At 63.5% G+C, this 23,437-nt stretch carries 20 protein-coding genes; 5 read left to right on the top strand and 15 right to left on the bottom strand.

What is annotated here, in order from left to right; all coding sequences use genetic code 11:
• Nucleotides 1-19 precede the first annotated feature (19 nt).
• Both fabB and fabI read left to right on the top strand, forming a co-directional pair.
• The gene (gene fabB / locus ASD63_RS13985; RefSeq protein ID WP_029742378.1) at nucleotides 20-1,243 is read left to right on the top strand and encodes a beta-ketoacyl-ACP synthase I; all 1,224 of its coding nucleotides are present in this window, start codon (nucleotides 20-22) and stop codon (nucleotides 1,241-1,243) included.
• Between the two features lie 4 nt (nucleotides 1,244-1,247).
• Nucleotides 1,248-2,054 carry an enoyl-ACP reductase FabI gene (fabI, locus tag ASD63_RS13980; protein ID WP_029742377.1) on the top strand — a complete coding sequence of 269 codons (807 nt, stop codon included), beginning with the start codon at nucleotides 1,248-1,250 and terminating at the stop codon, nucleotides 2,052-2,054.
• 113 nt (nucleotides 2,055-2,167) lie between these two features.
• Here the strand turns inward: fabI and ASD63_RS13975 are convergent, their stop codons facing one another.
• Entirely contained in the window at nucleotides 2,168-3,673 is a 1,506-nt protein-coding gene (locus tag ASD63_RS13975) for a winged helix-turn-helix domain-containing tetratricopeptide repeat protein (protein WP_034804746.1), read from the bottom strand.
• Between the two features lie 139 nt (nucleotides 3,674-3,812).
• Between ASD63_RS13975 and ASD63_RS36155 the strand changes: the two genes are divergently transcribed.
• Together ASD63_RS36155 and ASD63_RS13965 are read left to right on the top strand one after the other, a co-directional pair.
• Nucleotides 3,813-4,064, top strand: coding sequence for a hypothetical protein (locus tag ASD63_RS36155; protein WP_051659694.1), 252 nt, complete (start codon nucleotides 3,813-3,815; stop codon nucleotides 4,062-4,064).
• 13 nt (nucleotides 4,065-4,077) lie between these two features.
• A complete protein-coding gene (locus ASD63_RS13965) occupies nucleotides 4,078-5,277 on the top strand; it encodes an MFS transporter (protein WP_060529531.1) in 1,200 nt (399 codons plus the stop codon).
• A gap of 34 nt (nucleotides 5,278-5,311) precedes the next feature.
• Here ASD63_RS13965 and ASD63_RS13960 read toward each other — a convergent pair whose 3' ends face one another.
• The 12 genes from ASD63_RS13960 to rimP form a co-directional block, all read right to left on the bottom strand.
• Entirely contained in the window at nucleotides 5,312-5,533 is a 222-nt protein-coding gene (locus tag ASD63_RS13960) for a hypothetical protein (protein WP_029742372.1), read from the bottom strand.
• Nucleotides 5,534-5,690: 157 nt separating this feature from the next.
• On the bottom strand, nucleotides 5,691-6,707 hold the full coding sequence (locus ASD63_RS13955; protein ID WP_060529500.1) for a class I SAM-dependent methyltransferase: 1,017 nt from the start codon (nucleotides 6,705-6,707) through the stop codon (nucleotides 5,691-5,693).
• An 81-nt stretch (nucleotides 6,708-6,788) separates the two neighbouring features.
• On the bottom strand, nucleotides 6,789-8,942 hold the full coding sequence (pnp, locus tag ASD63_RS13950; RefSeq protein WP_029742370.1) for a polyribonucleotide nucleotidyltransferase: 2,154 nt from the start codon (nucleotides 8,940-8,942) through the stop codon (nucleotides 6,789-6,791).
• Between the two features lie 355 nt (nucleotides 8,943-9,297).
• Nucleotides 9,298-9,567: a 30S ribosomal protein S15 gene (rpsO, locus tag ASD63_RS13945; RefSeq protein ID WP_029742369.1), complete on the bottom strand. Its 270-nt coding sequence runs from the start codon at nucleotides 9,565-9,567 to the stop codon at nucleotides 9,298-9,300.
• Nucleotides 9,568-9,837: 270 nt separating this feature from the next.
• Nucleotides 9,838-11,550, bottom strand: a complete 1,713-nt coding sequence (locus ASD63_RS13940) for a sensor histidine kinase (protein ID WP_162251050.1) — start codon at nucleotides 11,548-11,550, stop codon at nucleotides 9,838-9,840.
• A 183-nt stretch (nucleotides 11,551-11,733) separates the two neighbouring features.
• Nucleotides 11,734-12,669, bottom strand: coding sequence for a tRNA pseudouridine(55) synthase TruB (truB, locus tag ASD63_RS13935; RefSeq protein ID WP_034804752.1), 936 nt, complete (start codon nucleotides 12,667-12,669; stop codon nucleotides 11,734-11,736).
• Between the two features lie 8 nt (nucleotides 12,670-12,677).
• Nucleotides 12,678-13,085, bottom strand: coding sequence for a 30S ribosome-binding factor RbfA (gene rbfA, locus ASD63_RS13930; RefSeq protein WP_029742366.1), 408 nt, complete (start codon nucleotides 13,083-13,085; stop codon nucleotides 12,678-12,680).
• A gap of 79 nt (nucleotides 13,086-13,164) precedes the next feature.
• On the bottom strand, nucleotides 13,165-13,617 hold the full coding sequence (locus tag ASD63_RS13925; RefSeq protein WP_034804755.1) for a hypothetical protein: 453 nt from the start codon (nucleotides 13,615-13,617) through the stop codon (nucleotides 13,165-13,167).
• On the bottom strand, nucleotides 13,617-16,328 hold the full coding sequence (gene infB / locus ASD63_RS13920) for a translation initiation factor IF-2 (protein WP_034804758.1): 2,712 nt from the start codon (nucleotides 16,326-16,328) through the stop codon (nucleotides 13,617-13,619). The genes ASD63_RS13925 and infB overlap by 1 nt, the downstream gene beginning before the upstream one ends.
• A gap of 105 nt (nucleotides 16,329-16,433) precedes the next feature.
• A complete protein-coding gene (locus ASD63_RS13915; protein WP_029742363.1) occupies nucleotides 16,434-17,141 on the bottom strand; it encodes an RNA-binding protein in 708 nt (235 codons plus the stop codon).
• 5 nt (nucleotides 17,142-17,146) lie between these two features.
• Complete coding sequence (gene nusA, locus ASD63_RS13910) at nucleotides 17,147-18,766, bottom strand: transcription termination factor NusA (RefSeq protein ID WP_029742362.1); 1,620 nt, start codon at nucleotides 18,764-18,766, stop codon at nucleotides 17,147-17,149.
• Nucleotides 18,767-18,812: 46 nt separating this feature from the next.
• Nucleotides 18,813-19,433, bottom strand: a complete 621-nt coding sequence (gene rimP / locus ASD63_RS13905) for a ribosome maturation factor RimP (RefSeq protein ID WP_029742361.1) — start codon at nucleotides 19,431-19,433, stop codon at nucleotides 18,813-18,815.
• A gap of 273 nt (nucleotides 19,434-19,706) precedes the next feature.
• Here rimP and ASD63_RS13900 point away from each other — a divergent pair, with 273 nt between their 5' ends.
• The gene (locus ASD63_RS13900; protein ID WP_029742360.1) at nucleotides 19,707-21,341 is read left to right on the top strand and encodes an MFS transporter; all 1,635 of its coding nucleotides are present in this window, start codon (nucleotides 19,707-19,709) and stop codon (nucleotides 21,339-21,341) included.
• 109 nt (nucleotides 21,342-21,450) lie between these two features.
• Here ASD63_RS13900 and ASD63_RS13895 read toward each other — a convergent pair whose 3' ends face one another.
• On the bottom strand, nucleotides 21,451-22,689 hold the full coding sequence (locus tag ASD63_RS13895; RefSeq protein ID WP_029742359.1) for a lytic murein transglycosylase: 1,239 nt from the start codon (nucleotides 22,687-22,689) through the stop codon (nucleotides 21,451-21,453).
• Between the two features lie 42 nt (nucleotides 22,690-22,731).
• Entirely contained in the window at nucleotides 22,732-23,337 is a 606-nt protein-coding gene (gene recR / locus ASD63_RS13890) for a recombination mediator RecR (RefSeq protein ID WP_029742358.1), read from the bottom strand.
• Between the last annotated feature and the right edge of the window lie 100 nt (nucleotides 23,338-23,437).

Below are 23,437 nucleotides of genomic sequence, written 5' to 3'. Positions count from 1 at the left end.
TAAAGAAAAGGTCAGTACCATGAGACGGGTTGTTGTCACGGGCCTCGGCATCGTTTCCTCGATCGGGAACAATGCAGACGAAGTTACGGCGTCGTTGCGCGATGCCAAGTCGGGCATCACGTTTTCTCCCGATTTCGCCGAGAATGGCTTCAAGTGCCAGGTCTGGGGCGCGCCGTCGCTCGATCCGACCGAACTCGTCGATCGCCGTGCCATGCGCTTCCTGTCTCAGGGCGGCGCCTGGAACCACGTGGCGATGAAGCAGGCGATCGCCGACTCCGGTCTGGAAGAAGCCGTCATCGCCCGCAACGAGCGTACCGGTATCATTATGGGCTCGGGCGGACCGTCCACCCGCACCATCGTTGAAGCGGCCGACATCACCCGCAAGAACGTCAGCCCGAAGCGCATCGGCCCGTTCGCCGTTCCCAAGGCGATGTCTTCGACGGCGTCGGCGACGCTTGCCACCTGGTTCCAGATCCACGGCGTCAACTACTCGATCTCGTCGGCCTGCTCGACCTCGGCCCATTGCATCGGCAACGCCGCCGAGATGATCCAGTGGGGCAAACAGGACGTGATGTTTGCCGGGGGTCACGAAGACCTCGACTGGACCATGTCCAACCTGTTCGACGCCATGGGCGCCATGTCGTCGAAGTACAACGAAACGCCGGCGACGGCTTCGCGCGCCTATGACGCCAACCGCGACGGCTTCGTTATTGCCGGTGGCGCAGGCGTTCTCGTTCTCGAAGAACTGGAGCACGCCAAGGCCCGCGGCGCGAAGATCTACGCCGAAATCGTCGGCTACGGCGCCACCTCCGACGGCTACGACATGGTGGCTCCGTCGGGCGAAGGCGCAATCCGCTGCATGCGTCAGGCGCTCTCGACCGTGAAGGGCGAGGTCGACTACATCAACACCCACGGCACCTCCACCCCGGTTGGCGACAGCAAGGAAATCGGCGCGATCCGCGAAGTGTTCGGCAGCAAGATGCCGCACATCCAGTCGACCAAGTCGCTCACGGGTCACTCGCTCGGTGCGGCCGGCGTGCAGGAATCGATCTACGGCCTGTTGATGATGCAGGCGGGCTTCATCGGCGAAAGCGCGCATATCAGCGAGCTCGATCCGGAATTCGATGGCGTTCCGATCGTTCGCAAGCGCATCGACAATGCCAAGATCGATACGGTTCTTTCGAACTCCTTCGGCTTCGGCGGCACCAACGCAACGCTCGTCTTCCAGCGCTACAACGGATAACACCATGACGGGACTGATGACTGGAAAGCGTGGCCTCATCATGGGTGTGGCCAACAACCATTCTATTGCCTGGGGCATCTCCAAGGCGCTTGCAGCGCAAGGCGCGGAACTGGCCTTCACCTTTCAGGGCGAGGCGCTGGGTAAGCGCGTCAAGCCGCTGGCGGCCGAGCTCGGTTCCGACTTCCTGCTTCCTTGCGATGTCGAAGACATTGCGTCTGTCGATGCGGTCATCGATGCGATCAAGGAACGCTGGGGCAAGCTCGACTTCATCGTTCATGCCATCGGCTTTTCGGACAAGAACGAGCTGAAGGGCCTCTACGCCGACACCTCGCGCGACAACTTCAGCCGCACGATGGTGATCTCCTGCTTCTCCTTCACCGAGATCGCCAAGCGGGCTGCCGAACTGATGGATGAGGGCGGCTCGATGCTGACGCTCACCTATGGCGGCTCGATGCGCGTCATGCCGAACTACAACGTCATGGGTGTCGCCAAGGCAGCGCTCGAGGCGTCGGTGCGCTATCTCGCCGCCGACTATGGCGTTCGCGGCATTCGCGTCAACGCGATCTCGGCGGGCCCGATCCGCACGCTTGCCGGCGCCGGCATTTCCGACGCCCGGGCGATGCTGTCCTGGCAGCAGAAGAATTCGCCGCTGCGCCGCACCGTCACGATCGACGACGTCGGCAGCTCGGCCCTCTACCTTCTTTCGGACCTTTCGCGCGGCGTGACCGGCGAAATCCACTATGTCGATTCCGGCTACAACATTACGTCGATGCCGGCACTCGATGCGCTCAGGACCGCCGACGCAGAGTGACGGCAGCGGCAAAGCCGCTGACTGACGACCCAGCTTCTATAGAAAACCCCGGCGAGACACCTCGCCGGGGTTTCTTTTTTGAGGTCGACAGGGCCCGACGGCCCGAGAAAACATCAGTCCGGAAGGCCGGCCTTGTGGAATCCGTCCACGAAGTGCGCGAGCGTCGCTGCGTCACGAAACGGCTCGGTCGTCGCCCAGAAACCGGTCGTGAAATGCGGGTTGGCGACGAGGAACAGGTCGACCTCGGCGCGTGCCTCGTCGAACCGCCCCAATTGCGCGAGGCTCGCCGCCAGGAAGCGACGCGAGCTGGTGCGGTAGGTCTCGTCCTTGCGCAGCGTCTCGACCGCGGCTTCGTAGTCTCCGGCCGCATACTGCGCCTGGCCGAGTGTCAGATAGTACCAGCTTGCCGGATAGGGGTTCAGCCGGAACGCCTTGCGAATGTGCTCCAGCCCTTCCTCGACCCGGCCTGCCAGGATCGTGATGTCGGACAATGTCGCCCAGGTGTCGGCTTCGTTCGGGTCAAGCTCGATGGCCCTGGCAAATTCCGCGTCGGCCTCGGCGAAGTTGCGCTCATAGGCAAGCAGATTGGCCAGCACCCAGCGGCAACCGGCGTCGTTGGGATCGATCGCGACGGCTTTGCGCGCCAGATCCAGGGCGATGCCGCGGGTCGGTACGATCGGCTCGCCCCAGTGCACCCACCCCATCCAGTGGTTCATGGCGAGCCAGCGATAGGCCTCGGCATAATCAGGGTCGAGCGAAACGGCGCGAGTGAGCATCAGATGCGCTTCCCGGGCGGTCTGCGGCGAATCGTCGATCAGCTTGCGCGCCCGAACGCAGAGATCATAGGCCTCGAGGCTCCTGGGGCGATTGCGTGACGGCGGGGTGCGCAGCCGACCGAGCAACGCCTCGACGATCTTGGCCGTCACCTCGTCCTGAACGGCAAAGATGTCTTCCAGGTTGCGGTCGAAGCGTTCTGCCCAGAGGTGCTCTCCGCTCAGCGCATCGACCAGCTGGGCGTTGATGCGTACGCGTCCGGAGGCGCGCCTTGCGCTTCCTTCCAGGAGGTAGCGCACGCCGAGGTCTTCGGCGATCGCGCGTACATCCATCGCCCTGCCCTTGTAGGCAAAGGTGGAATTGCGGGCGATGACGAACAGACCACCGCTCCGGGAGAGATCGGTGATCAGATCCTCCGTCAGCCCGTCCGCGAAGGAATCCTGATCGGGATCGTTGCTGAGATTGACGAAGGGCAGCACCGCGATCGAAGGCCGGCCCGGCAACGGCAGCGGCTTTCGCCCGCCTGCCAGCCGCTCGATACTGCCCATGAAACGGTAGCCGATGCGCGGAACCGTTGAAATCCACTCGCCGCCGTCGGCAGCCCGGCCGAGCAGCTTCCTGAGCTGTGCGATCTGTACGGTGAGATTGCCTTCCTCGACGGCCGTACCAGGCCAGGCCGCGTCCATCAGCTCGGTCTTGGCGAGGATTTCGCCCGGCCTTTCCACGAGCGCCGCAAGCAGCTTCACGCCGCGATGCCCGACCGCAACCGGATCATCGTTCCGCAGGAGCGTTCCCGCACCCGGATCAAGCACGAACGGACCAAAGGCAAACCGTGTATCCTGCATGCGGCGATCTATAGCCCGTTTGGAAGTTTTTGAGAACTTTTTGGAAGGGCTTAAGTACGGCACCGATCCTATTCCGCAGAATCCAACCTCCTTCAGATCGAGGGTCCCCCCGACCCTCAAAGCCGATAGCGAGGTTGTCATGAACAACGCCCCCTTTTCTCCCATTGCATCGCCTCAGGCCGCGGCGCCTGAGGCGCCGAGGAGCCCGACGCTTTCGCATTCCCCTGTCGAGACGCTGAAACGGATGGTCGCCGCCTGGCGTGAACGGAACCAATTTCACCTAGAACTCGATCGAAAGCTCAAGGGCGATCCGCATCTGATCGACGATATCGGCCTGACGCGACGTCAAGTCGAGGAGGAGCTCGCCAGGCCCTTCTGGCAAGTGCTTTGAGGTGAGCCGCGCAATGACATCGGACCAGCGACCGCCACCGGCGCCGACCCTTGGCGAGGTGATCACGACGTTCCGCGAGGATCAAGCCCCCTGGGCGGCGATGGCGGGTATCATCGCCACCGTTACCGTCTTTGCGGTGGCGCAAGGGCTCACCTATCCGCTGCTCAGCTTCATCCTGGAGCGGCAGCGAACCGCACCCGCCCTGATCGGCCTGTCGGCGGCCATGACGCCGCTGGGGTTCATCCTGTCGGCGCCTCTGATCCCGATGCTTTCGCGGCGGCTGGGCGGTGCCCGGCTCGCGATCCTCTGTTCGGTGCTGGCCGCCAGCACGCTTGCCGCCATTGCGTGGACTGACGACGTCTGGGCCTGGATGCCGCTTCGCTTTCTGCTGGGCGTCTTCGCCAATCCGCTTTCCGTGATCAGCGAGACCTGGCTGGTGGCCATTACGCCCGCGTCCCGCCGGGGCCGCATCATGGGTCTCTATTCCTCCGTCGTTTCAGCCGGTTTCGCCATAGGGCCGCTGTCGCTCGGGATGGTCGGAACGGCGGGCTGGTCGCCGTTCCTGATCGGCATCGTGGCCTTTGTCGCCTGCGGCCTGATCTTGCTTGCCCTGGTGTCGCGCCTGCCGGAGATGCCGCAGGATGGGGAAGCAACGTCCGTCGCCGGGTTTTTCGCGCTAGCGCCTTTGTTGCTGTTTGCAGTCGCAACGGCTGCGGCCTTCGAGCAGACCCTGCTTTCGCTGCTTGCGGTCTATGGCGCAGCGCTTGGCAGCAATGAGGAGCGCGTCGCGCCGCTCATCACCTGCTTCATTGCCGGCAACGCGTCGTTGCAGATCCTGCTCGGGCGCCTCTCCGAACGCAGGGGATCGAGGCAGACGATGCTGTTCTGCGTGCTTTCCTCCCTGGCCGGCTGCCTGCTGCTGCCATGGCTGTTCGAAAGCTGGCTCATCTGGCCGCTTGTTTTCGTCTGGGGCGGGGTGACGTTCGGGATCTATACCCTGTCGCTGATCCAGCTCGGCGAGCGATTCAGCGGCCTGACCCTGATCGCCGGCAACGCCGCCTTTGCCTTCGCCTGGGGCCTCGGCGGCATGGTTGGCTCGCCAGCAACGGGCCTTGTCATGCAAGTGACGGGACACCACGGGTTGCCGTTGTCACTCGGCCTGCTCTGCGCCGTCCTTGCGGGGGTATTGGTCGTTGCGAGAAGGCGCGGTTGAGGCGCGCCGGTCCGCCTGCCTTTTGCCGGCAAGCTCAAATCAGGACGAACAGCACGAGCAGAGCCACGATGACCGCCAGCACGACGAAGCCCGTATGGGTCCGGCGTGCCGGGTCAAGCGGCGAGCGATAGAGGCTCTGCAAGAACGACATGGGCACCTCGGAGGTCGCGCCATGTCCCTCGCCCTGCTTGATGTCCTTGGCAATAGCTTCGGCCGCATCCTCGCTCAAGGGCGGCCTGTTCACTCCCGACGTCATGGAACTCATCCTCCGGCAGTAAAACCGGGCACATGGTGAGCCGGATCTGCGACGAAGGCAACGGGCTAACTCTGACTTGCAGCCAGATGCAAAAAAGCCGGGTCATCTGCCCGGCTTTTTCCATTCTCGGATGGCGCAAAATGCGTCCTGCGGCGTCTCAGCGCTTGGCCCAGAGCACCTTGAATCGGGCGTTGCGGCAGGTCTCGCCATATTCCTTGGAATTTTTCGCCAGCACCTGCTCGTAGGGAAGGCCACGATTGGCGACCATCATCAGCTTGCCACCCTGCTTCAGCGCCTTCAGCGCCGTCTTGATGATGGCGACGCCGAGCGACGGCTCAGCCGCGTGGCCTTCATGGAAGGGCGGGTTCATGACGATGAGGTCGTACTTGTCGCGCGGCTCTTCGCTCGTCAAGTCGAACCAGTAGAAACGGGCCGGCATGCGAGGCGCGTTTGCCATCATGTTGACGCGGGCCGCCTCGAGCGCCTCGTGATCGGCCTCGAAGAGATCGACCCCCTTGGTGCCCGGTGACGCTTCAGCAAGCTTGGCTGCGAGATAGCCCCAGCCAGCGCCGAAATCGGCGGCGTGGCCATGGAAATCGTTCGGCAGACGCGACGCCAGCAGCTCGGAGCCGGCATCGATGCGGTCGTGCGAGAACATGCCGGGCGACGCCTCGAACAGACCGTCGACGCGTACCGGCACCTTGGCAAGCTTTTGCACTGCGTCGGTGACATCTTCCGGGCGGGTGAACCAGAAGGCGACGCCGTGATACTTCGGCAGATGGTCGCCGTCCCATTCGAACTTGGCGATGCGCTTCTTCAGCGACTGGATGCCGTCTTCCTTGCCGCCGGCAACGACGATCAGACCGCCCTCGCGCGTGCGCTTCAGCGCCTCGGCGATCCGGTCTTCGTTCTCGCCCTTGTGCTTGCCGCAGAGGATCAGCGTGACGTCGTAGTCCTCGCCGGTGATTTCAGGCGCCACGTCGGCGCGGGCGGCTTCCAGGGCGCGATAGAGCGGCCGCAGCGGCTGCACCGCCGAGATCGACGCCTCGAAGCCCTGCGGCAGCCTGTAGCCCGCCTCGGCGCCGAGGAACAGCACGCGCTCGCTCTCGCCCGGCGGGTCGATCACGCCGCTGTCGAACGGGTAAAACAGGGTCTTCAACGAATCTCGGCTCATCGGTCTATCCGTCATCTTCCTACAAGAAAGGGGCGCGGAGCGATCCGCCCCGCGCCCCGAATGCATTCGGGTGAAGCGCGCTTATTCAGCGGCTTCGCCGTCGCCCTTCTTTTCAGACTTTTCGGCAACGATTTCCTTGCCGGTGGCTTGGTCGACGACCTTCATCGACAGGCGAACCTTGCCGCGCTCGTCGAAGCCCATGAGCTTGACCCAGACCTTGTCGCCTTCCTTGACGACGTCGGTCGTCTTGGCGACGCGCTCGGAGGCGAGCTGCGAGATGTGGACGAGACCGTCACGGGCACCGAAGAAGTTGACGAAGGCGCCGAAGTCGGCGGTCTTCACAACGGTACCTTCGTAGACCTGGCCGACTTCCGGTTCGGCAACGATCGAGTGGATCCACTTGCGGGCCGCTTCGATTTCCTTGCCGGACGAGGAGGCGATCTTCACGGTGCCATCGTCTTCGATGTTGATCTTGGCGCCGGTCTTTTCGACGATTTCGCGGATGACCTTGCCACCCGAACCGATGACTTCGCGGATCTTGTCGACCGGAATGTTCATGACTTCGATGCGCGGGGCGAACTCGCCGAGCTGGCCACGGCTTTCGGAAATGGCCTTGGCCATTTCGCCGAGGATGTGGAGACGGCCGCCCTTGGCCTGGTTGAGCGCGATGCCCATGATCTCTTCGGTGATGCCCTCGATCTTGATGTCCATCTGGAGCGAGGTGATGCCGGCGTCGGTACCGGCAACCTTGAAGTCCATGTCGCCGAGGTGGTCTTCGTCGCCGAGAATGTCGGAGAGAACGGCGAAGCGCTCATCTTCCTTGATCAGGCCCATGGCGATACCGGCAACCGGCTTTGCGAGCGGAACGCCGGCGTCCATGAGAGCGAGCGAGGTGCCGCAGACGGTGGCCATCGAGGACGAGCCGTTGGACTCGGTGATCTCGGAAACGACGCGCAGCGTATAGGGGAACTGCTCGGCTTCCGGGAGCATCGGGCGGATAGCGCGCCAGGCGAGCTTGCCGTGACCGATTTCGCGGCGGCCCGGGGAGCCCATGCGGCCGGTTTCGCCGACCGAGAAGGGCGGGAAGTTGTAGTGCAGCATGAAGCGTTCTTTGTACATGCCGGTCAGGCTGTCGACGTACTGTTCGTCTTCGCCGGTGCCGAGCGTGGCAACGACGATCGCCTGCGTTTCGCCGCGGGTGAACAGCGCCGAACCGTGGGTGCGCGGCAGAACGCCGACTTCCGACACGATCGGGCGAACGGTTTCCAGATCGCGGCCGTCGATGCGGCTCTTGGTGTCGAGGATGTTCCAGCGAACGATCTTGGCCTGCAGGTGCTTGAAGACGGCGCCGATTTCTTCGGCCGAATGGGCTGGGTTCTCGATGCCCTCAGGCAGGAAGTGTGCCTTCACCTTGGCCTTGACGGCGTCGACGGCAGCGTAACGGGCAGCCTTCTCGGTGATCTTGTAGGCGTTGCGCAGCTCGTCTTCGGCAAGCGAGAGCATGGCGTTTTCGAGAGCGGAATGATCTTCGGCTTCGAATTCGCGCGGCTCCTTGGCAGCGACTTCAGCGAGCTTGATGATGGCGTCGATGACCGGCTGGAAGCCCTTCTGACCGAAGACGACGGCGCCGAGCATGACGTCTTCCGGCAGTTCCTTGGCTTCAGATTCGACCATCAGCACCGCTTCCTGGGTGCCGGCGACGACGAGGTCGAGGGTCGATTCGTCCATCTCGTCGAGATGCGGGTTCAGAACGTACTGGCCGTTGATGTAGCCGACGCGCGCGCCACCGATCGGGCCCATGAAGGGGATGCCCGACAGCGTCAGCGCTGCAGAAGCGGCGACCATCGACAGGACGTCGGGGTTGTTTTCGAGGTCATGCTGCATGACCGTGACGATGACCTGGGTGTCGTTCTTGTAGCCATCGGGGAAGAGCGGACGGATCGGACGGTCGATCAGGCGCGAGACGAGCGTTTCGTTTTCGCTCGGACGACCTTCGCGCTTGAAGTAGCCACCCGGGATCTTGCCGGCGGCGTAGGTCTTTTCCTGGTAGTTGACGGTCAGCGGGAAGAAGTCCTGGCCCGGCTTCGGCGACTTGGCCGAAACGACGGTGGCGAGAACGACGGTTTCGCCGTAGGTGGCGAGAACGGCGCCGTCAGCCTGACGGGCGATCTTGCCGGTTTCGAGCTTGAGCGGACGCCCAGCCCATTCGATTTCAACCTTGTGGGTATCGAACATGTTCTGTCCTTCGTGTGCGGCGGACCTCTCCGCGGCTGTTACAGCGCGGGCGGTCGAAGGGCCGCATGAAATGGCGCATCACGGGCAAGACAACGGGAGGCTTCACGCTATAATCGGCTGTTTTCCGCTTTGCCCGACCATCCGCTTTCAGCGGCGTTTCCGACAAGCAGGGGCCGAAGCATCCTGCAATCCTGCCCCATGACGGGCCATCGGTTGATCCGCGATACCGGCCCATCCGGCTCGCTGGATTCTCTCGTTTAGCCACGTTTCCTATGCGGCTGGAGAGTTTAATCGTCGAGCGTTCAACGCTCCATAAAAAAGCCGGCGGGCCGCAAAGACCCGCCGGATAAGTCGCTTAGCGACGGATGCCCAGGGCACCGATCAGCTTGGTGTAGCGCGCTTCGTCTTTCTTCTTCAGATAGTCGAGGAGCGAACGACGGCTGGAAACCATCGCGAGCAGACCACGGCGGGAATGGTTATCCTTCTTGTGGCCCTTGAAGTGTTCGGTCAGGTTGTTGATCCGTTCCGTCAGGATAGCAACCTGGACTTCCGGAGAACCGGTGTCGCCTTCAACGGTTGCAAATTCCTTGATGAGCTGAGCCTTACGCTCTGCAGCAATCGACATCGGATGATCCTTTCGATTTCGAGGATTTCGGGACGCCGTCAGCCGGGATGTCGTCCAGCTGCGGCCGTGAATGCAACGGGCATGCGCCTTTTGCTGGCGTGCCTATAAACGAATTGGATGAAAAAGGAAAGGGTCATGGACCGGCGCCCGGGAGGGCCGGCGGAAGGCCTCAATTGCCGGTCGGGAACGGGTGCATCGGCGGCGATTTCATTCGGCCGCGATCGGGAGGAGTTCGGCCCCGATCGAGGGAGAAAAAGTGACGGCGGCAGGTCATGGCACGTCATCCCCTTCGGCCGGTCGCGGCACGGTGATCCGCCACTCGATGCCGTCGGCATGCATCATCCGCTCGAGCCCCGCATTCAGGGCCATGCCGAGCATGCGTTCGAGCACGAGCGTGCCAAACCCCTTGCGGATCGGATCTGAGGGCTTGCCCGCGAGATCGGCCCCCTCCTCCCGCCAGCGTATGGCAATGCCCTCATCCTCCAGCGACCAGCTCAGCTTGACGACGCCTGAGGTGTTGGCGAGCGCGCCATATTTGGTCGCATTGGTCGCGAGCTCGTGCAGCGCCATGCCGAGTGTCTGGGCGATCTGGGTCTCGAGCCGCAAAGGCGGGCCGGACAGGATCACCCGCCTCGGATCGTCAGGCGTGAATGGCTGAAGCTGGTTCTGGGCCAGTTCCCGGAAATCGACCCCTTGGGCGGCGTTGGCGATCATAAGGTCGGTGGAGCGGGCGAGCCCGGCGATGCGCTTGCGGAAACTGTCGGCGAAATCAGCGGCACTCTCGGCCGAATAGACCGACTGGTTCAGCATGGACTGGATCACCGTCAGCTGGTTCTTCGAGCGGTGCGCCACCTCGCGCATCAAGAAACGGATTTCGCTCTCCGCCTTGGTGCGCGCGGCCGCCGCACGGGCCAGAGCTGCCGAGACCTGTTCGACCTCGGCGATCATATGCGGGCGCGGCTCGATCCGCTCGCCGGCGCCAAGGCGGCGGGCATCCTGCGCCACGAGCTTGACGCCCTGCGACAACAGCCGCGCGATTGCCAGCGAACCGGCGATCGCGATGCCGGCAAAGATGATGCCGCCGAGCGAAAGCCACAGGAACGACCAGACGGCCGGAGCATCGACGATCGCCCGCGGTGCCCAGGCGATGATCCGCCAGCCGGTGATCACCGAGAATTCGGTCGCCACCCGGTACTCCGTGCCGTTCTCCTTGATGTTGCGAACGCCGATGCTGATCGCCGGAACCTTGTCGAGGAAGAACGGCTCCCCGGCCTTGACCGCCGCGTCCGAGGAGATGATGACCTTTCCCGCGCCGTCGACGAGGGCCGCGTTCCAACCAGGCGACAGCGTATCGCGGTTGACGGCCTTGGCCATGTTCTCGGCGTTCTGCGTCAACGCCAGCAGATACTCCTCACCGGTCGAGAGTTTTGCCGGCAGATAAACGTTGAACACCCATTTTCCGGCGGTCTTGCCGAAGAAGACGTTGGAGACGAGCGGCGCGCCGCTATTGGTGAAGGCGCGCTCGATGGAGTCCGCATCCGACCCCTTGCCAAGCTCAGTGCCGAAGGGGACGCGGGTGTTAAGCCGCTGCTCGTGCTTGCGATCCATGACGATCAGGTAGGAATCCGTCTGCGCGAGCGCCGTCGAGGCTCTCTCGTAGAAGGCTTGCAAATTGTCGTCCTCAATCGCCCGCGAGGTCGACAGCACCTTCAGCGTCGTCAACATGCCCTCGATATCGCGCTCGACGATGCGCGTCACCGATCCGGTCGAGGCCTGCAGCAGCGAGGTGATGACCTGTTCCTGCGCGTCGACGCTGCGCTTCAGCACGACCAGCGAGAAGATGAAGGCCGGAACGATGGCGACCAGCAGCAGCGACGTCAGATAGAAACTGAACGGGCGGGTCAGCCGATGACGGGCGCGATCAACCATCGCCGCCAGGCCATCGCTTGCCCTGCGCTTTCCTTCCTCCGTCACACCGGTCACCTGCAACGTCCCTTGCGGTTCCCTGTCGGCGGCATCAACGCCTTCGGCGCACGCCGCCGCAAGCGGCGCAACCGCCAAACGGCAACGAAACGCGATACGGAAACGGAATCACCTCGGATGGACTGGGAACCCATGCCGGGATCATGCGTCAAGGATAAAGCAAAGGCAAATGGTTCCGGGTGCTTAGCTTCCGGCGAAGACGCGCTTGGGGCGGAATTCGCCCTCGGCGATCTCACCGATCGCGACCAGCTTGCCGCGCGCCGTGGCATAGGCCTCGGGCGTCGCCAGCGGTGCGTCGCGGCCGCGCAGGATAATGGGATTGCCCATCCTCAGACGGTGCGCCTGGTCGTCATTGACAGGCACGTGCGGCAGGCTGGAAAGCGCCTCGCCGGTCTCGATCAGATAGGCATCGAGTGCCGCCAGACGTTCCTGGTCGTCCTCGATCTTTTCCAACGCCACCAGGTCGGCAAGCGGCACCATGTCCTCTTCGCCGAAGGGCGCGACGAAGGTGCGGCGCAGCGACGCGATGTGGCCGAAACAGCCGAGGTCGCGGCCCATGTCGCGGGCGAGTGAGCGCACATAAGTGCCCTTGCCACATTCGATTTCGAAGTGGGCCAGGTTGGGTGCGGCACCCAGCAGAGTCAGCCGGTGGACCTCGACCTCGCGGGCCGGGATTTCGACCGTCTCGCCGTCGCGGGCGAGATCATAGGCGCGCTCGCCATCGATCTTGATCGCCGAGAACTGCGGCGGCACCTGGCTGATGACGCCGGTGTATTTCGGCAGAAGCGCGCGGATTGCCTCTTCGTTCGGCCGTTCGGCCGAGGAATGGGTTACTTCGCCTTCGAGATCGTCGGTGGAGCGTTCCTCGCCCCAGGCGACGGTGAATTCGTAGATCTTGCGGCCGTCCATGACGTAAGGAACGGTCTTCGTCGCATCGCCAAGCGCGATCGGCAACATGCCGGAGGCCAGCGGATCGAGCGTGCCGGCATGGCCGGCCTTCTGGGCCTTGAACAGCCACTTGATCTTCGAGACAGCTTCGGTGGAGCCGAAGTCGAGCGGCTTGTCGAGGATCAGCCAGCCCGAGATCGGGCGGCCCTTGGGCTTACGCGGTTTGGACATGAAATCTACTATTCTTCGTCTTCGCTGGTCTGGTCGAGATCGCGGCTAACTTCCGGCGAACGCAAGAGCTCGTCGATCTTCTTGTAATTGTCGAAGCTCGTATCGTCGCGGAAACGAACGTCGGGCATGTATTTCATCTGTCGCAGCTGCGGGCCGAGGCGGCCGCGAATGTACTTGGCATTGCGGTTGAGCGCGTCGATGACCTCGGCATGGTTGGGCACGCCAAGCGGCGTGACATAGGCCGTGGCGATCTTCAGATCCGGTGACATGCGCACTTCCGAAATCGCGATGACGGTCTTCTCGATCACCGGATCGCGGACCTCGCCGCGTTGCAGAACCTGGGTGATGGCAGCGCGCACCTGTTCGCCGACGCGCAGCATGCGCTGTGAGGGGGCAGAGGATGTGGCTTTGCTCATGGTCGTTGCTTTCCAAGGTATTGCGCCCGCTCGGGGCGGCAAACCGTTTTACTCTTCAGCGTAATATACCTTCCGTGCCTCAGGCACGGGTAGCTCTGATTGCCTGCGCCCGCTTTCTTCGACGCAGTCCCAGAAAGACGCCCGTAGCCGTCAACACGAGCGCGGACAGCAATTGGATCAGTTCGAACTGCGGATGTGCGCAACCCTCATTGATGGCCGACTGCCATACCTGGTGCTCGGCATCTCCCCAGGACATGATGGCCACCAGGAGGAGGAGGCCGCCGAGAAGGCTCCCGACCCAAAGCAGCGCCCGAAGGCGCAAAACCGCTGAACCGGTAACCAGACAGAAAAGCGCCGCCAGGCCGACCCAATTGGTCAGAAAAGCGGCCACCTCGTTGAGAACCGAGAATTTCTGACCATCCCATTCGGGATAGATCTTGTCGCAGACTTCCGCGAAGACCGGCGTCCACCAAAACGACACAACAGCGGCCAGGGCCGCCGTTGTGCAGATTTGCCGGGCTTTCAGGCCCATTAGAGCGTCCGGGTGATATGCTCGACGCGGAAGCACTCGATCGTATCGCCGGCGCGGATGTCTTCGTAGTTCTCGAAGGCCATGCCGCATTCCTGACCGACATTGACTTCCGAGACTTCGTCCTTGAAGCGCTTGAGGGTCTTGAGCTTGCCTTCGTGGATAACGACGTTGTCGCGAACCAGACGGACACCGACGCCACGCTCGACCTTGCCTTCGGTGACGCGGCAACCCGCGACCTTGCCGACCTTGGTGATGTTGAACACCTCCAGGATCTCGGCGTTGCCGAGGAAGGTTTCGCGACGCTCCGGCGAGAGCAGGCCCGACATCGCCGCCTTCACGTCATCTACCAGATCGTAGATGATGTTGTAGTAGCGGATTTCGATGCCGGCACGCTCGGCGGCCGAACGGGCCTGCGAGTTGGCGCGGACGTTGAAGCCGATGATCGCGGCGTTCGATGCCTCGGCGAGCGAGATATCGGACTCGGTGATACCGCCGGCACCCGAATGCACGATGCGCGCACGCACTTCGTCGGTTCCGAGCTTGTCGAGAGCACCGGCGATCGCTTCGATCGAACCCTGCACGTCGCCCTTGATGACCAGCGGGAACTCCTTGAGACCGGAGGTCTGGAGCTGGGTCATCATCTGCTCGAGCGAACCGCGCGAGCCGGACTGACGGGCAACCTGCTTCTCACGGGCGAGACGCTGGCGGTACTCGGAGATCTCGCGAGCACGGCTTTCGTTCTCGACGACGGCGAACTTGTCGCCGGCTGCCGGCGTACCGGACAGGCCGAGAACCTCGACCGGCATGGACGGACCGGCTTCCTTGACGTGTTCGCCCTTGTCGTTGACGAGCGCGCGCACACGGCCCCACTGATCACCGGCGACGATGATCTGACCCGGACGCAACGTGCCCTTCTGAACGAGGACGGTGGCAACCGCACCGCGACCGCGGTCAAGCTCGGCTTCCACGACCGTACCTTCGGCCGTCCGGTTCGGATTGGCGCGCAGGTCGAGGATTTCCGCCTGAAGCAGGATCGCTTCGAGCAGCTTGTCGAGGTTGGTGCCGTTCTTGGCGGACACTTCCACGTCGAGGACTTCACCGCCCATGGATTCGACGAAGACTTCGTGCTGCAGCAGTTCGGTGCGAACCTTCTGCGGATTTGCCGACGGCTTGTCGACCTTGTTGATCGCCACGATGATCGGAACACCGGCCGCCTTGGCGTGGTTGATCGATTCGATCGTCTGCGGCATCACGCTGTCGTCAGCCGCAACCACCAGGATCGCGATATCGGTCGCCTGGGCACCGCGAGCACGCATGGCGGTGAACGCCGCGTGGCCGGGGGTGTCGATGAAGGTGATCTTGTTGCCGTTCTGCTCGACCTGGTAGGCGCCGATGTGCTGGGTGATGCCACCGGCTTCGCCGGCCACCACGTTGGCGTGGCGGATCGCATCGAGCAGCGAGGTCTTGCCGTGGTCGACGTGACCCATGATCGTGACGATCGGCGGACGCGGTTCCATTTCTTCGTCCGTGTCCGAAACGTTGAAGATGCCCTCTTCGACGTCGGATTCCGAAACGCGCTTGACCGTGTGGCCGAATTCGCCGGCGATGAGTTCGGCCAGGTCGGCATCGATCAGATCGCCGGGCTTCATCATCTGACCTTCCTTCATCAGGAACTTGATGACGTCAACGGCGCGCTCAGACATGCGCTGCGACAGCTCCTGAATGGTGATGGTCTCGGGCAGGATGACTTCGCGCGAAATCTTCTCGCGGGTTTCCTGCATCTGGCTGCGCTTGAACTTCTCCTGGCGGCGACGCATGGCCGACAGCGAACGGGCGCGCTGGCCGCTATCCTCGTCGGCAGCGGTGGTCAGTGTCAGCTTGCCCTGGCGGCGGCCGTCGTCGCCCTTCGGGCGGGCCGGAACCTTGGCAGGCTCGGGACGCACGACCTTGCCGCGCGCCGGACCTGCGCCGGGACGCGGACCACGATCGTCATCCTTTTCGTTGTCGACCTTACGGCCGCGCAGTGCGCCGGCCGGAGCCGGGGTCGGAAGTCCACCTGCCTGGTCGGCGGGCCGTCCTGCCTGCGGGCGGCTGTCAACGCGACGCTCGGTGGAAGCCGGTGCGCGAGCAGCCACGGGGCGCTCTTCAACAACCTCTGCGGCCTTAACTTCGGCTTTGGCTTCGGGCTCGGCCGCCGCGCGGGCTGCTTCCTCGGCAGCGCGGCGTGCGGCTTCTTCCTTCTCCTGCTGGAGACGGGCTTCTTCCTCACGCTTGCGGCGTGCTTCGTTCTCAGCGCGGATGACCGCTTCTTCGGCGTCCCGGATCTGGGCTTCGGCCAGAGCACGGCGGCGCGCATCGATCTCACCGGCGGATAGCTGGTTCAGAACGACACCGACGCGCGGACGATTGGCCTGGTTGGCTTCCTGACGCGTCGAATGCTGCTGCGGCTGCGGTGCCGGGCGACCCGAAGGCTGCGGCTGAGCCGGGCGCTGATCGGCCGGGCGCGCAGCGGGAGCTGCAGCAACCGGTGTGATCGGACGCTCGTCCTTGGGGCGGTGGAAGGGGCGTTTCTTGGTTTCGACCACGACCGCCTTGGTGCGGCCACGGCCCATGTCCTGACGCACGGTCCCCTGCGAAACCCCGTGGGGCTTCAGGGTCAGCGTCTTCTTGCCCGCTGCGCTGCCTGTCTTGTCGTCGTTGTTGTCGGTCATTCCGTTCCGTTCCTAGCGATCAGGGCCGGATGCGTATCACCTGACCCTGTCTTCCAAATTGTCTCAAACAATGTACGCGATGCCAGACTGTGCCGGTGACGCGGGTCATTGCTGTGGCTTGCCAGCGCCGCCGTCGGCCCGGACCGGGACGGATCCTCGGTACTTTTCGAGCATGATTGCGCGCTTCACTACACCTTCACCCGCCTGCCCTGCAAGCGCTGCGGCATGGATAAAAGCATTACTTCCTAAAAGGCCCTCCATTTCCGCCCCGGTGAAGGGACGGAACGAAGGTATTTCCATTTCATCGTCGGCCACAAAGCTCATCGCCTTGCGGGCCTGGTCTATCTTGCGCACGCCGTCGGCCGCAGCGTCGGACGCGTGAAACACGGCGAGTGCCGCCAGTCCCCTGACGGCCTGCTCCGTCTTCGTTGCGCCGGAGATGAACTGGGCCGCCTTGCGCGCCATGTTCATCATTCCGGCCAGTTGCTCGGCGAGCAGCCGGTCGACATCGTCGGCGAGCGTCGCGTCGGCCTTGACGTCCGCCTTCAGGGCGCGGGCGAAGAACTTCTTCGCCACCGCCTTCTCAATCAGCGCCCGCTCGGCCTTGACCCAGCAGCCGCGCCCCGGAAGCTGACGCTTCAGATCGGGAACGACGCGACCGTCTGGCCCAGCCACGAAGCGGATCAACTCGTCTGGCGAACCGCTTTCACGGGTGACGATGCAGGTCCGCGTGCTGCCGTTGCGATCCTTCGGCCCCCCATCCGTGGGCAGGGCGTCCGAAGGCAGGCTGTCGGCATGATCAGAGGCGATCATCGTCCTTAAGCGTCCTGCTCGGCGCCTTCGGCAACGTCGATCGGCTCTTCACCTTCGACCTCTTCGCTTGCCAGGTCCTCTTGCGTGATCCAGCCGGCTGCGAGGCGGGCCTGAACGATCATGGCTTCGGCTTCGGCGCGCGAGACGTCGAACTTCGAGAAGGTGCCTTCGAAACGCTTGGTCTCGCCGTCCTTGCGTTCGCTCCAGCCGACGAGATCGTCAGCGGCGCAACCAGCAAAGTCCTCGACCGTCTTGATGCCTTCTTCGCCCAGCGCAACGAGCATCTGGCTCGTCAGGCCGTCGATTGAGCGCAGTTCGTCGGCAACGCCGAGTTCGCGGCGCTTGGCATCCATTTCCGCCTCGATCCGGTCCAGGTACTCGCGAGCGCGGGTCTGGATTTCGTTGGCGGTCTCGTCGTCGAAACCGTCGATCGACGCAATTTCGTCGAGATCGACATAGGCAAGCTCCTCGACGGCGGCAAAGCCTTCCGAAGCCAGCACCTGACCGACCATTTCGTCGACGTCGAGCGCATCCATGAAGAGGTTGGTGCGCTCGGTGAATTCCTTCTGGCGGCGTTCGCTCTCTTCCTGCTCGGTCAGGATGTCGATATCCCAGCCGGTCAGCTGCGAAGCGAGGCGAACGTTCTGGCCGCGTCGGCCGATGGCGAGCGACAGCTGCTCGTCGGGAACGACCACTTCGATGCGCTCGGCGTCTTCGTCGAGAACGACCTTGGCGACTTCGGCCGGCTGCAGCGCGTTGACGATGAACGATGCCGGATCCTGCGACCACGGAATGATGTCGATCTTTTCGCCCTGCAACTCGCCAACGACGGCCTGAACGCGCGAACCGCGCATACCGACGCAGGCGCCGACCGGATCGATCGAGCTATCGTTGGAGACGACCGCGATCTTGGCGCGCGAACCCGGGTCGCGGGCAACCGACTTGATCTGGATGATGCCGTCGTAAATTTCAGGCACTTCCATGGTGAAGAGCTTCACCATGAACTGCGGATGGGTACGCGACAGGAAGATCTGCGGGCCGCGCTGTTCGCGGCGAACGTCGTAGACGAAGGAGCGGACGCGATCGCCGTAGCGCATGTTTTCGCGCGGGATCATCTCGTCGCGACGGATGATGCCTTCGCCACGGCCGAGGTCGACGATGACGTTGCCGTATTCGACGCGCTTGACCGTGCCGTTGACGATCTCGCCGACGCGATCCTTGAACTCGTCGAACTGACGGTCGCGCTCGGCTTCACGCACCTTCTGCACTATGACCTGCTTGGCCGACTGGGCGGCGATGCGGCCAAAATCCATCGGCGGCAGCGGGTCGGCGATGAAGTCACCGAGCTTGGCGTCCGGATTGCGATCGCGAGCAAGCTCGAGCGGGATCTGCGTGGAGTAGTCGTCAGCCTTCTCGACCACTTCCAGAAGACGCTGCAGGCGGATTTCGCCAGTCTTGGAGTTGATGTCGGCGCGGATGTTCGATTCCGACCCATAGCGCGAGCGGGCGGCCTTCTGGATCGCGTCGGCCATCGCGGCCAGAACGATCTCGCGGTCGATCACCTTTTCACGCGCGACAGCATCCGCGATCTGCAGAAGCTCGAGCCGGTTAGCACTGACTGCCATGTCTTGTCTCCGTTGGGTTGCAGGGGGCTTTCAAGCTCCGCCCGACTTATTCCTCAATAGGTGAATCTTCGTCTTCGAAATTCTCGTTCGCGGCACGCGCAGCCTTGGCCTTCTTGTCGGCCGTCAGCGCATCGCGGATCAGATCGTCGGTCAGGATCAGCCGCGCTTCGGAAAGCGTGGTGAACGGGATCACGACGACGGGCTCCTCGCCATAGGCCACCTGGTCGCGCTCAAGCCGGAAACCGTCGTCATCGACAGAAACGATCTTGCCGCGGAACCGCTTGCGGCCATCGACCAGAACCGACGTCTCGCATTTCAGCAGGTGACCCTGCCAGCGGAAGAAGTCGGACTTGCGCACCATCGGGCGGTCGATGCCCGGCGACGACACTTCGAGATGATACGCCTTGTCGATCGGATCTTCCACATCGAGCACCGGCGAAATGGCCTTGGAGATCTCTTCGCAGTCCTCGACGGTCATGGTGCCGTCGGTGCGCTCTGCCATGATCTGCAGCGTCATGCCGTTCTGGCCCGACATGCGCACCCGCACGAGCTGGTAGCCCATCGGCACGATCACCGGCTCGATGATGTCGGCGACGCGCTGGTCGAGACCGGTTTCGGTGATCAGGCGGGGTTCATTTGCATTTTCAGCCGTTGTCGTATCGGACAAACGATCATCTCCTCATCGGACCGGCTAATAAAAAAGAGCGGGTCCTGACGGGCCCACTCTTCATCTACCGATCAAGAATTTGAGGCTCATATACGCCCCATCGCCGCAAATTGCAAGGCATTGGGCCGTCCGACGCAAATGGCCGGACGAACCGCCGGCGAGCATCTTCGCCAACAAGGTCAGTTTCAGCGGGTGGCACTTCGCGTTGTCGGGCCTATAACAGGAGACGAACCGCTTCGAGACGACAATCAAGAAACGAAGAGAGAAGACGAGGTGCCAACCCGTATTTCGCCGCTTGCCCCCTTCAAGCACGACATCTTCCGCACGATATGGATCGCGAGCCTCGCCTCCAATTTCGGCGGCCTTATTCAATCGGTCGGGGCCGCCTGGCTGATGACCTCCATTTCCTCATCGGCGAACATGGTGGCGCTGGTGCAGGCTTCGACCTCGCTGCCGATCATGCTTTTCTCGCTTGTCTCTGGCGCGCTTGCCGACAATTTCGACCGGCGGCGGATCATGCTGGTGGCGCAGTGTTTCATGCTCTTCGTCTCGGCGCTCTTGACGATCTGTGCCTATGTCGGGCTGATCACGCCCTGGCTGCTCCTGCTCTTCACCTTCCTCATCGGCTGCGGCACGGCGCTCAACAACCCGTCCTGGCAGGCGTCGGTCGGCGACATGGTTCCGCGCGAAGACCTGCCGGCAGCGGTCGCGCTCAACAGCATGGGCTTCAACATCACCCGAAGCGTCGGCCCGGCGATCGGCGGCGCCATCGTCGCGGCACTCGGTGCGGCGGCTGCCTTCTTCGCCAATACGCTCAGCTATTTCGCCATCCTCTTTGCGCTGGTGCGCTGGCGTCGCGAGGTGCCGACGAGCACGTTGCCGCGCGAGACGCTGGGGCGCGCCATTTCGGCTGGCCTGCGCTACGTCGCGATGTCGCCGAACATCGGCAAGGTTCTCTTGCGCGGCTTCCTTTTCGGCCTTTCGGCAAGCGCCATCCTCGCTCTTCTGCCGCTCGTCGCCCGCGACCTCGTTCAGGGTGGGCCGCTCACCTACGGTCTGATGCTCGGCGCCTTCGGCCTTGGCGCGATCGGCGGGGCGCTGCTCTCCGCCCGCCTGCGCGAGAAGCTTTCGAGCGAGGCGATCGTGCGCATCGCCTTCACCGGCTTTGCCGCCAGCGCCGCGATCACGGCCTGGAGCACCTATGCCTGGCTGAGCTGTCTCGTGCTGCTCATCTCCGGCGCCTGTTGGGTGCTGGCGCTATCGCTGTTCAACACCACGGTGCAGCTGTCGACGCCGCGCTGGGTGGTTGGCCGCGCCCTTTCGCTCTACCAGACCATGACCTTCGGCGGCATTGCCGGCGGCAGCTGGCTCTGGGGTACGGCCGCCGAGCAATATGGCGCGGCCAACGCGTTGATGGGCTCCTGTCTGCTGATGTTCGCCGGCGTCGTGGTCGGCTTCCGCCTGCCCTTGCCGGAATTCACCTCGCTCAACCTCGATCCGCTGAACCGCTTCAACGAGCCGCCGCTCGAACTGGACCTGAAACCGCGCAGCGGCCCGATCGTCATCATGATCGACTACGAAATCGCCGACGACGACATCCCGGAGTTCCTGACAACCATGGCGGAACGGCGGCGCATCCGCATCCGTGACGGCGCCGGACACTGGGCGCTGATGCGCGACCTTGAAAACCCGACCACCTGGACGGAGACCTACCACGTGCCGACCTGGGTCGAATATGTGCGTCACAACCAGCGGCGCACCCAGGCGGACGCGGCCGTCGGCGACAGGCTGACGGCGCTGCATAGCGGCAAAGCACCACCGCGCGTGCACCGGATGATCGAGCGCCAGACGATCGTGCCGACCCATTACGAGCGCTACAAGCGCCAGGTGAATGTGGACATGCACTAGCTTGTGCCGGCCCTCGCGCCGGTCTCGAACATGCAACGAAAAAGGCCCCGATGACGGGGCCTTTTCTTTTCGGCAGTCGGCACACCAGTGCCTCCGGCTGCAATTGGCTCTATCGCAGCTTCGCCTTCAGCGAAGCATCGGGGAAGCAGGTGGCGGCAAGGCCGCTCTTTGCCTGCCAGTCGCCGAGCGAACGGCGTGTCTTGTAGCCGGGGAGACCATCGACCTTGCCGACGTCGTAGCCCTTGGCAACCAGCGCCTTCTGCATCTTCAGAACGTCCGAGCGCAGCATGTTGCCGACGTCGCCCCACGTGCCGCGGAACGCGCCGCCGCCCGTCGCAATGCGGTCGGCGAGGTTGCCGATGAAGAGCGCGTAGAGGTCGGAGTTGTTGTATTCCTTGAGCACGTAGAAATTCGGCGTGACGATAAACTCCGGCCCATGGCGACCAGCGGGCACCAGCATCATCGAAGATGCGGACAATTCGTGCGACGGAAAGGCCTTGCCGGAAATCCTGACGATCCCCTTGTTTGCCCAACTCGACAGGGGCTGGGCGAGGTCCGGCCCTTCCTGCGCACAGGAGACGGCTTCGGGAATCGATACTTCGAAGCCCCAGTCACGCTCGCGCTGCCAGCCCTTCTTGACCAGATAATTGGCGATCGACGCCAGGCTGTCTGGCACCGAATTCCAGATGTCGCGGCGGCCGTCGCCATCGAAATCGACGGCATATTGCAGGAAGCTCGACGGCATGAACTGCGGCTGACCCATCGCGCCGGCCCAAGAGCCGCGCATCGCCGCCTCGTCGACATCGCCGCTGTCGAGAATGTGCAATGCCGCGATCAGCTCGCGGCGAAACAGGTCTGGCCGCGTCGACATAAACGCCTTGGTCGCGAGCACGTCGACCACCGGATAGGGGATCTTGGCGCGGCCGAAGCCGGATTCGCGGCCCCAGATGGCAACGATCACCGAGCCCGGCACGCCATAGGTGCGCTCGATCTTCTTCAGGGTCGACGCATGGGTGGAAGCCAGGCTGCGGCCGGTGGCGGCGAGCCCCTGCAGACGCTTTTCCGAGAAGTAGTTTCCGGGCGAGGAAAACTCCGCCTGGCTCTGCTTCTGTTCCTTCGGCTTCGGGAAGCCGGGCGGCGCCAGATCCGGCAGGTCCCAGTTGAGCTTCACGTCGGAAAAGGCCGCCTTGAAGGATCCGGCGGAAATGCCGGCCTTCTTCGCCTCCGGCCAGAGATCATTCTGCAGCCAGGTACGAAACTGCGCCTCGACGTCGGCTTTGGTCGCGGCTTGCGCGAGCCCCAGCCAGCCACAGAGCAGCAAGGTCGTCAGTGAAAGAAGTCTCAGCATAAGGCTTCCCCATCGGTTGGATTGCAGCGTCCGAAATGACGCTCAGATCGACGTGCGGGCGCGAAGGGCAGCCGCCAAGGTGCCTTCGTCGAGGTAGTCGAGCTCGCCGCCGACCGGCACGCCATGGGCAAGCCGGGTGATCTTCACCTCCATGCCTTCGAGCTGGTCGGTGATGTAGTGCGCCGTCGTCTGGCCCTCGACGGTGGCATTGACGGCGATGATCAGCTCGCGGACGCCGCCATTGGCGACGCGCTGGACGAGACCCTTGATGTTGAGATCGTCGGGGCCGACGCCGTCGAGCGGCGAGAGCGTGCCGCCGAGCACATGATAGGCGGCGTTCATCGCGCCGGCGCGTTCCAGTGCCCAGAGATCGGAAACGTCCTCGACAACGATGAGCACGGAGTGGTCGCGACGCTCGTCCGAACAAACGGTGCAGGGATCGATCGTATCGACATTGCCGCAGCAGGAACAGATGCGGACCTTGCGGTGCGCTTCGCCCATCGCGTCGGCGAGCGGACCCAGCAACTGGTCCTTCTTCTTGACGAGATGCAGGGCGGCGCGGCGCGCCGAACGCGGTCCGAGCCCCGGCACTTTCGCCAGGAGTTGGATGAGTTTTTCGATTTCGGGGCCGGTGACTCGTTTTGCCATGCGGCGCTTTTAGCCCATATCGCGCCGAAACGGAATCGCCTTCGAAACGCCCGCACGCGAAGCGGCGGGTATCGACGCGGTACCCGGCGGCTACCACCGC

This window comes from Ensifer sp. Root558 (genome assembly GCF_001427045.1).
Lineage (GTDB): Bacteria > Pseudomonadota > Alphaproteobacteria > Rhizobiales > Rhizobiaceae > Ensifer > Ensifer adhaerens.
Note: the sequence above shows the minus strand (reverse complement) of the source record. Positions and strands in the feature narration are given on the sequence as shown.

What these genes read in the sequence shown, in the direction of transcription:
- fabB (WP_029742378.1), top strand. Translation starts at nt 20, where the DNA reads ATGAGACGGGTTGTTGTCACGGGCCTCGGCATCGTTTCCTCGATCGGG.
- fabI (WP_029742377.1), top strand. Translation starts at nt 1,248, where the DNA reads ATGACGGGACTGATGACTGGAAAGCGTGGCCTCATCATGGGTGTGGCC.
- ASD63_RS13975 (WP_034804746.1), bottom strand. Translation starts at nt 3,673, where the DNA reads ATGCAGGATACACGGTTTGCCTTTGGTCCGTTCGTGCTTGATCCGGGT.
- ASD63_RS36155 (WP_051659694.1), top strand. Translation starts at nt 3,813, where the DNA reads ATGAACAACGCCCCCTTTTCTCCCATTGCATCGCCTCAGGCCGCGGCG.
- ASD63_RS13965 (WP_060529531.1), top strand. Translation starts at nt 4,078, where the DNA reads ATGACATCGGACCAGCGACCGCCACCGGCGCCGACCCTTGGCGAGGTG.
- ASD63_RS13960 (WP_029742372.1), bottom strand. Translation starts at nt 5,533, where the DNA reads ATGACGTCGGGAGTGAACAGGCCGCCCTTGAGCGAGGATGCGGCCGAA.
- ASD63_RS13955 (WP_060529500.1), bottom strand. Translation starts at nt 6,707, where the DNA reads ATGAGCCGAGATTCGTTGAAGACCCTGTTTTACCCGTTCGACAGCGGC.
- pnp (WP_029742370.1), bottom strand. Translation starts at nt 8,942, where the DNA reads ATGTTCGATACCCACAAGGTTGAAATCGAATGGGCTGGGCGTCCGCTC.
- rpsO (WP_029742369.1), bottom strand. Translation starts at nt 9,567, where the DNA reads ATGTCGATTGCTGCAGAGCGTAAGGCTCAGCTCATCAAGGAATTTGCA.
- truB (WP_034804752.1), bottom strand. Translation starts at nt 12,669, where the DNA reads ATGTCCAAACCGCGTAAGCCCAAGGGCCGCCCGATCTCGGGCTGGCTG.
- rbfA (WP_029742366.1), bottom strand. Translation starts at nt 13,085, where the DNA reads ATGAGCAAAGCCACATCCTCTGCCCCCTCACAGCGCATGCTGCGCGTC.
- ASD63_RS13925 (WP_034804755.1), bottom strand. Translation starts at nt 13,617, where the DNA reads ATGGGCCTGAAAGCCCGGCAAATCTGCACAACGGCGGCCCTGGCCGCT.
- infB (WP_034804758.1), bottom strand. Translation starts at nt 16,328, where the DNA reads ATGACCGACAACAACGACGACAAGACAGGCAGCGCAGCGGGCAAGAAG.
- ASD63_RS13915 (WP_029742363.1), bottom strand. Translation starts at nt 17,141, where the DNA reads ATGATCGCCTCTGATCATGCCGACAGCCTGCCTTCGGACGCCCTGCCC.
- nusA (WP_029742362.1), bottom strand. Translation starts at nt 18,766, where the DNA reads ATGGCAGTCAGTGCTAACCGGCTCGAGCTTCTGCAGATCGCGGATGCT.
- ASD63_RS13895 (WP_029742359.1), bottom strand. Translation starts at nt 22,689, where the DNA reads ATGCTGAGACTTCTTTCACTGACGACCTTGCTGCTCTGTGGCTGGCTG.
- recR (WP_029742358.1), bottom strand. Translation starts at nt 23,337, where the DNA reads ATGGCAAAACGAGTCACCGGCCCCGAAATCGAAAAACTCATCCAACTC.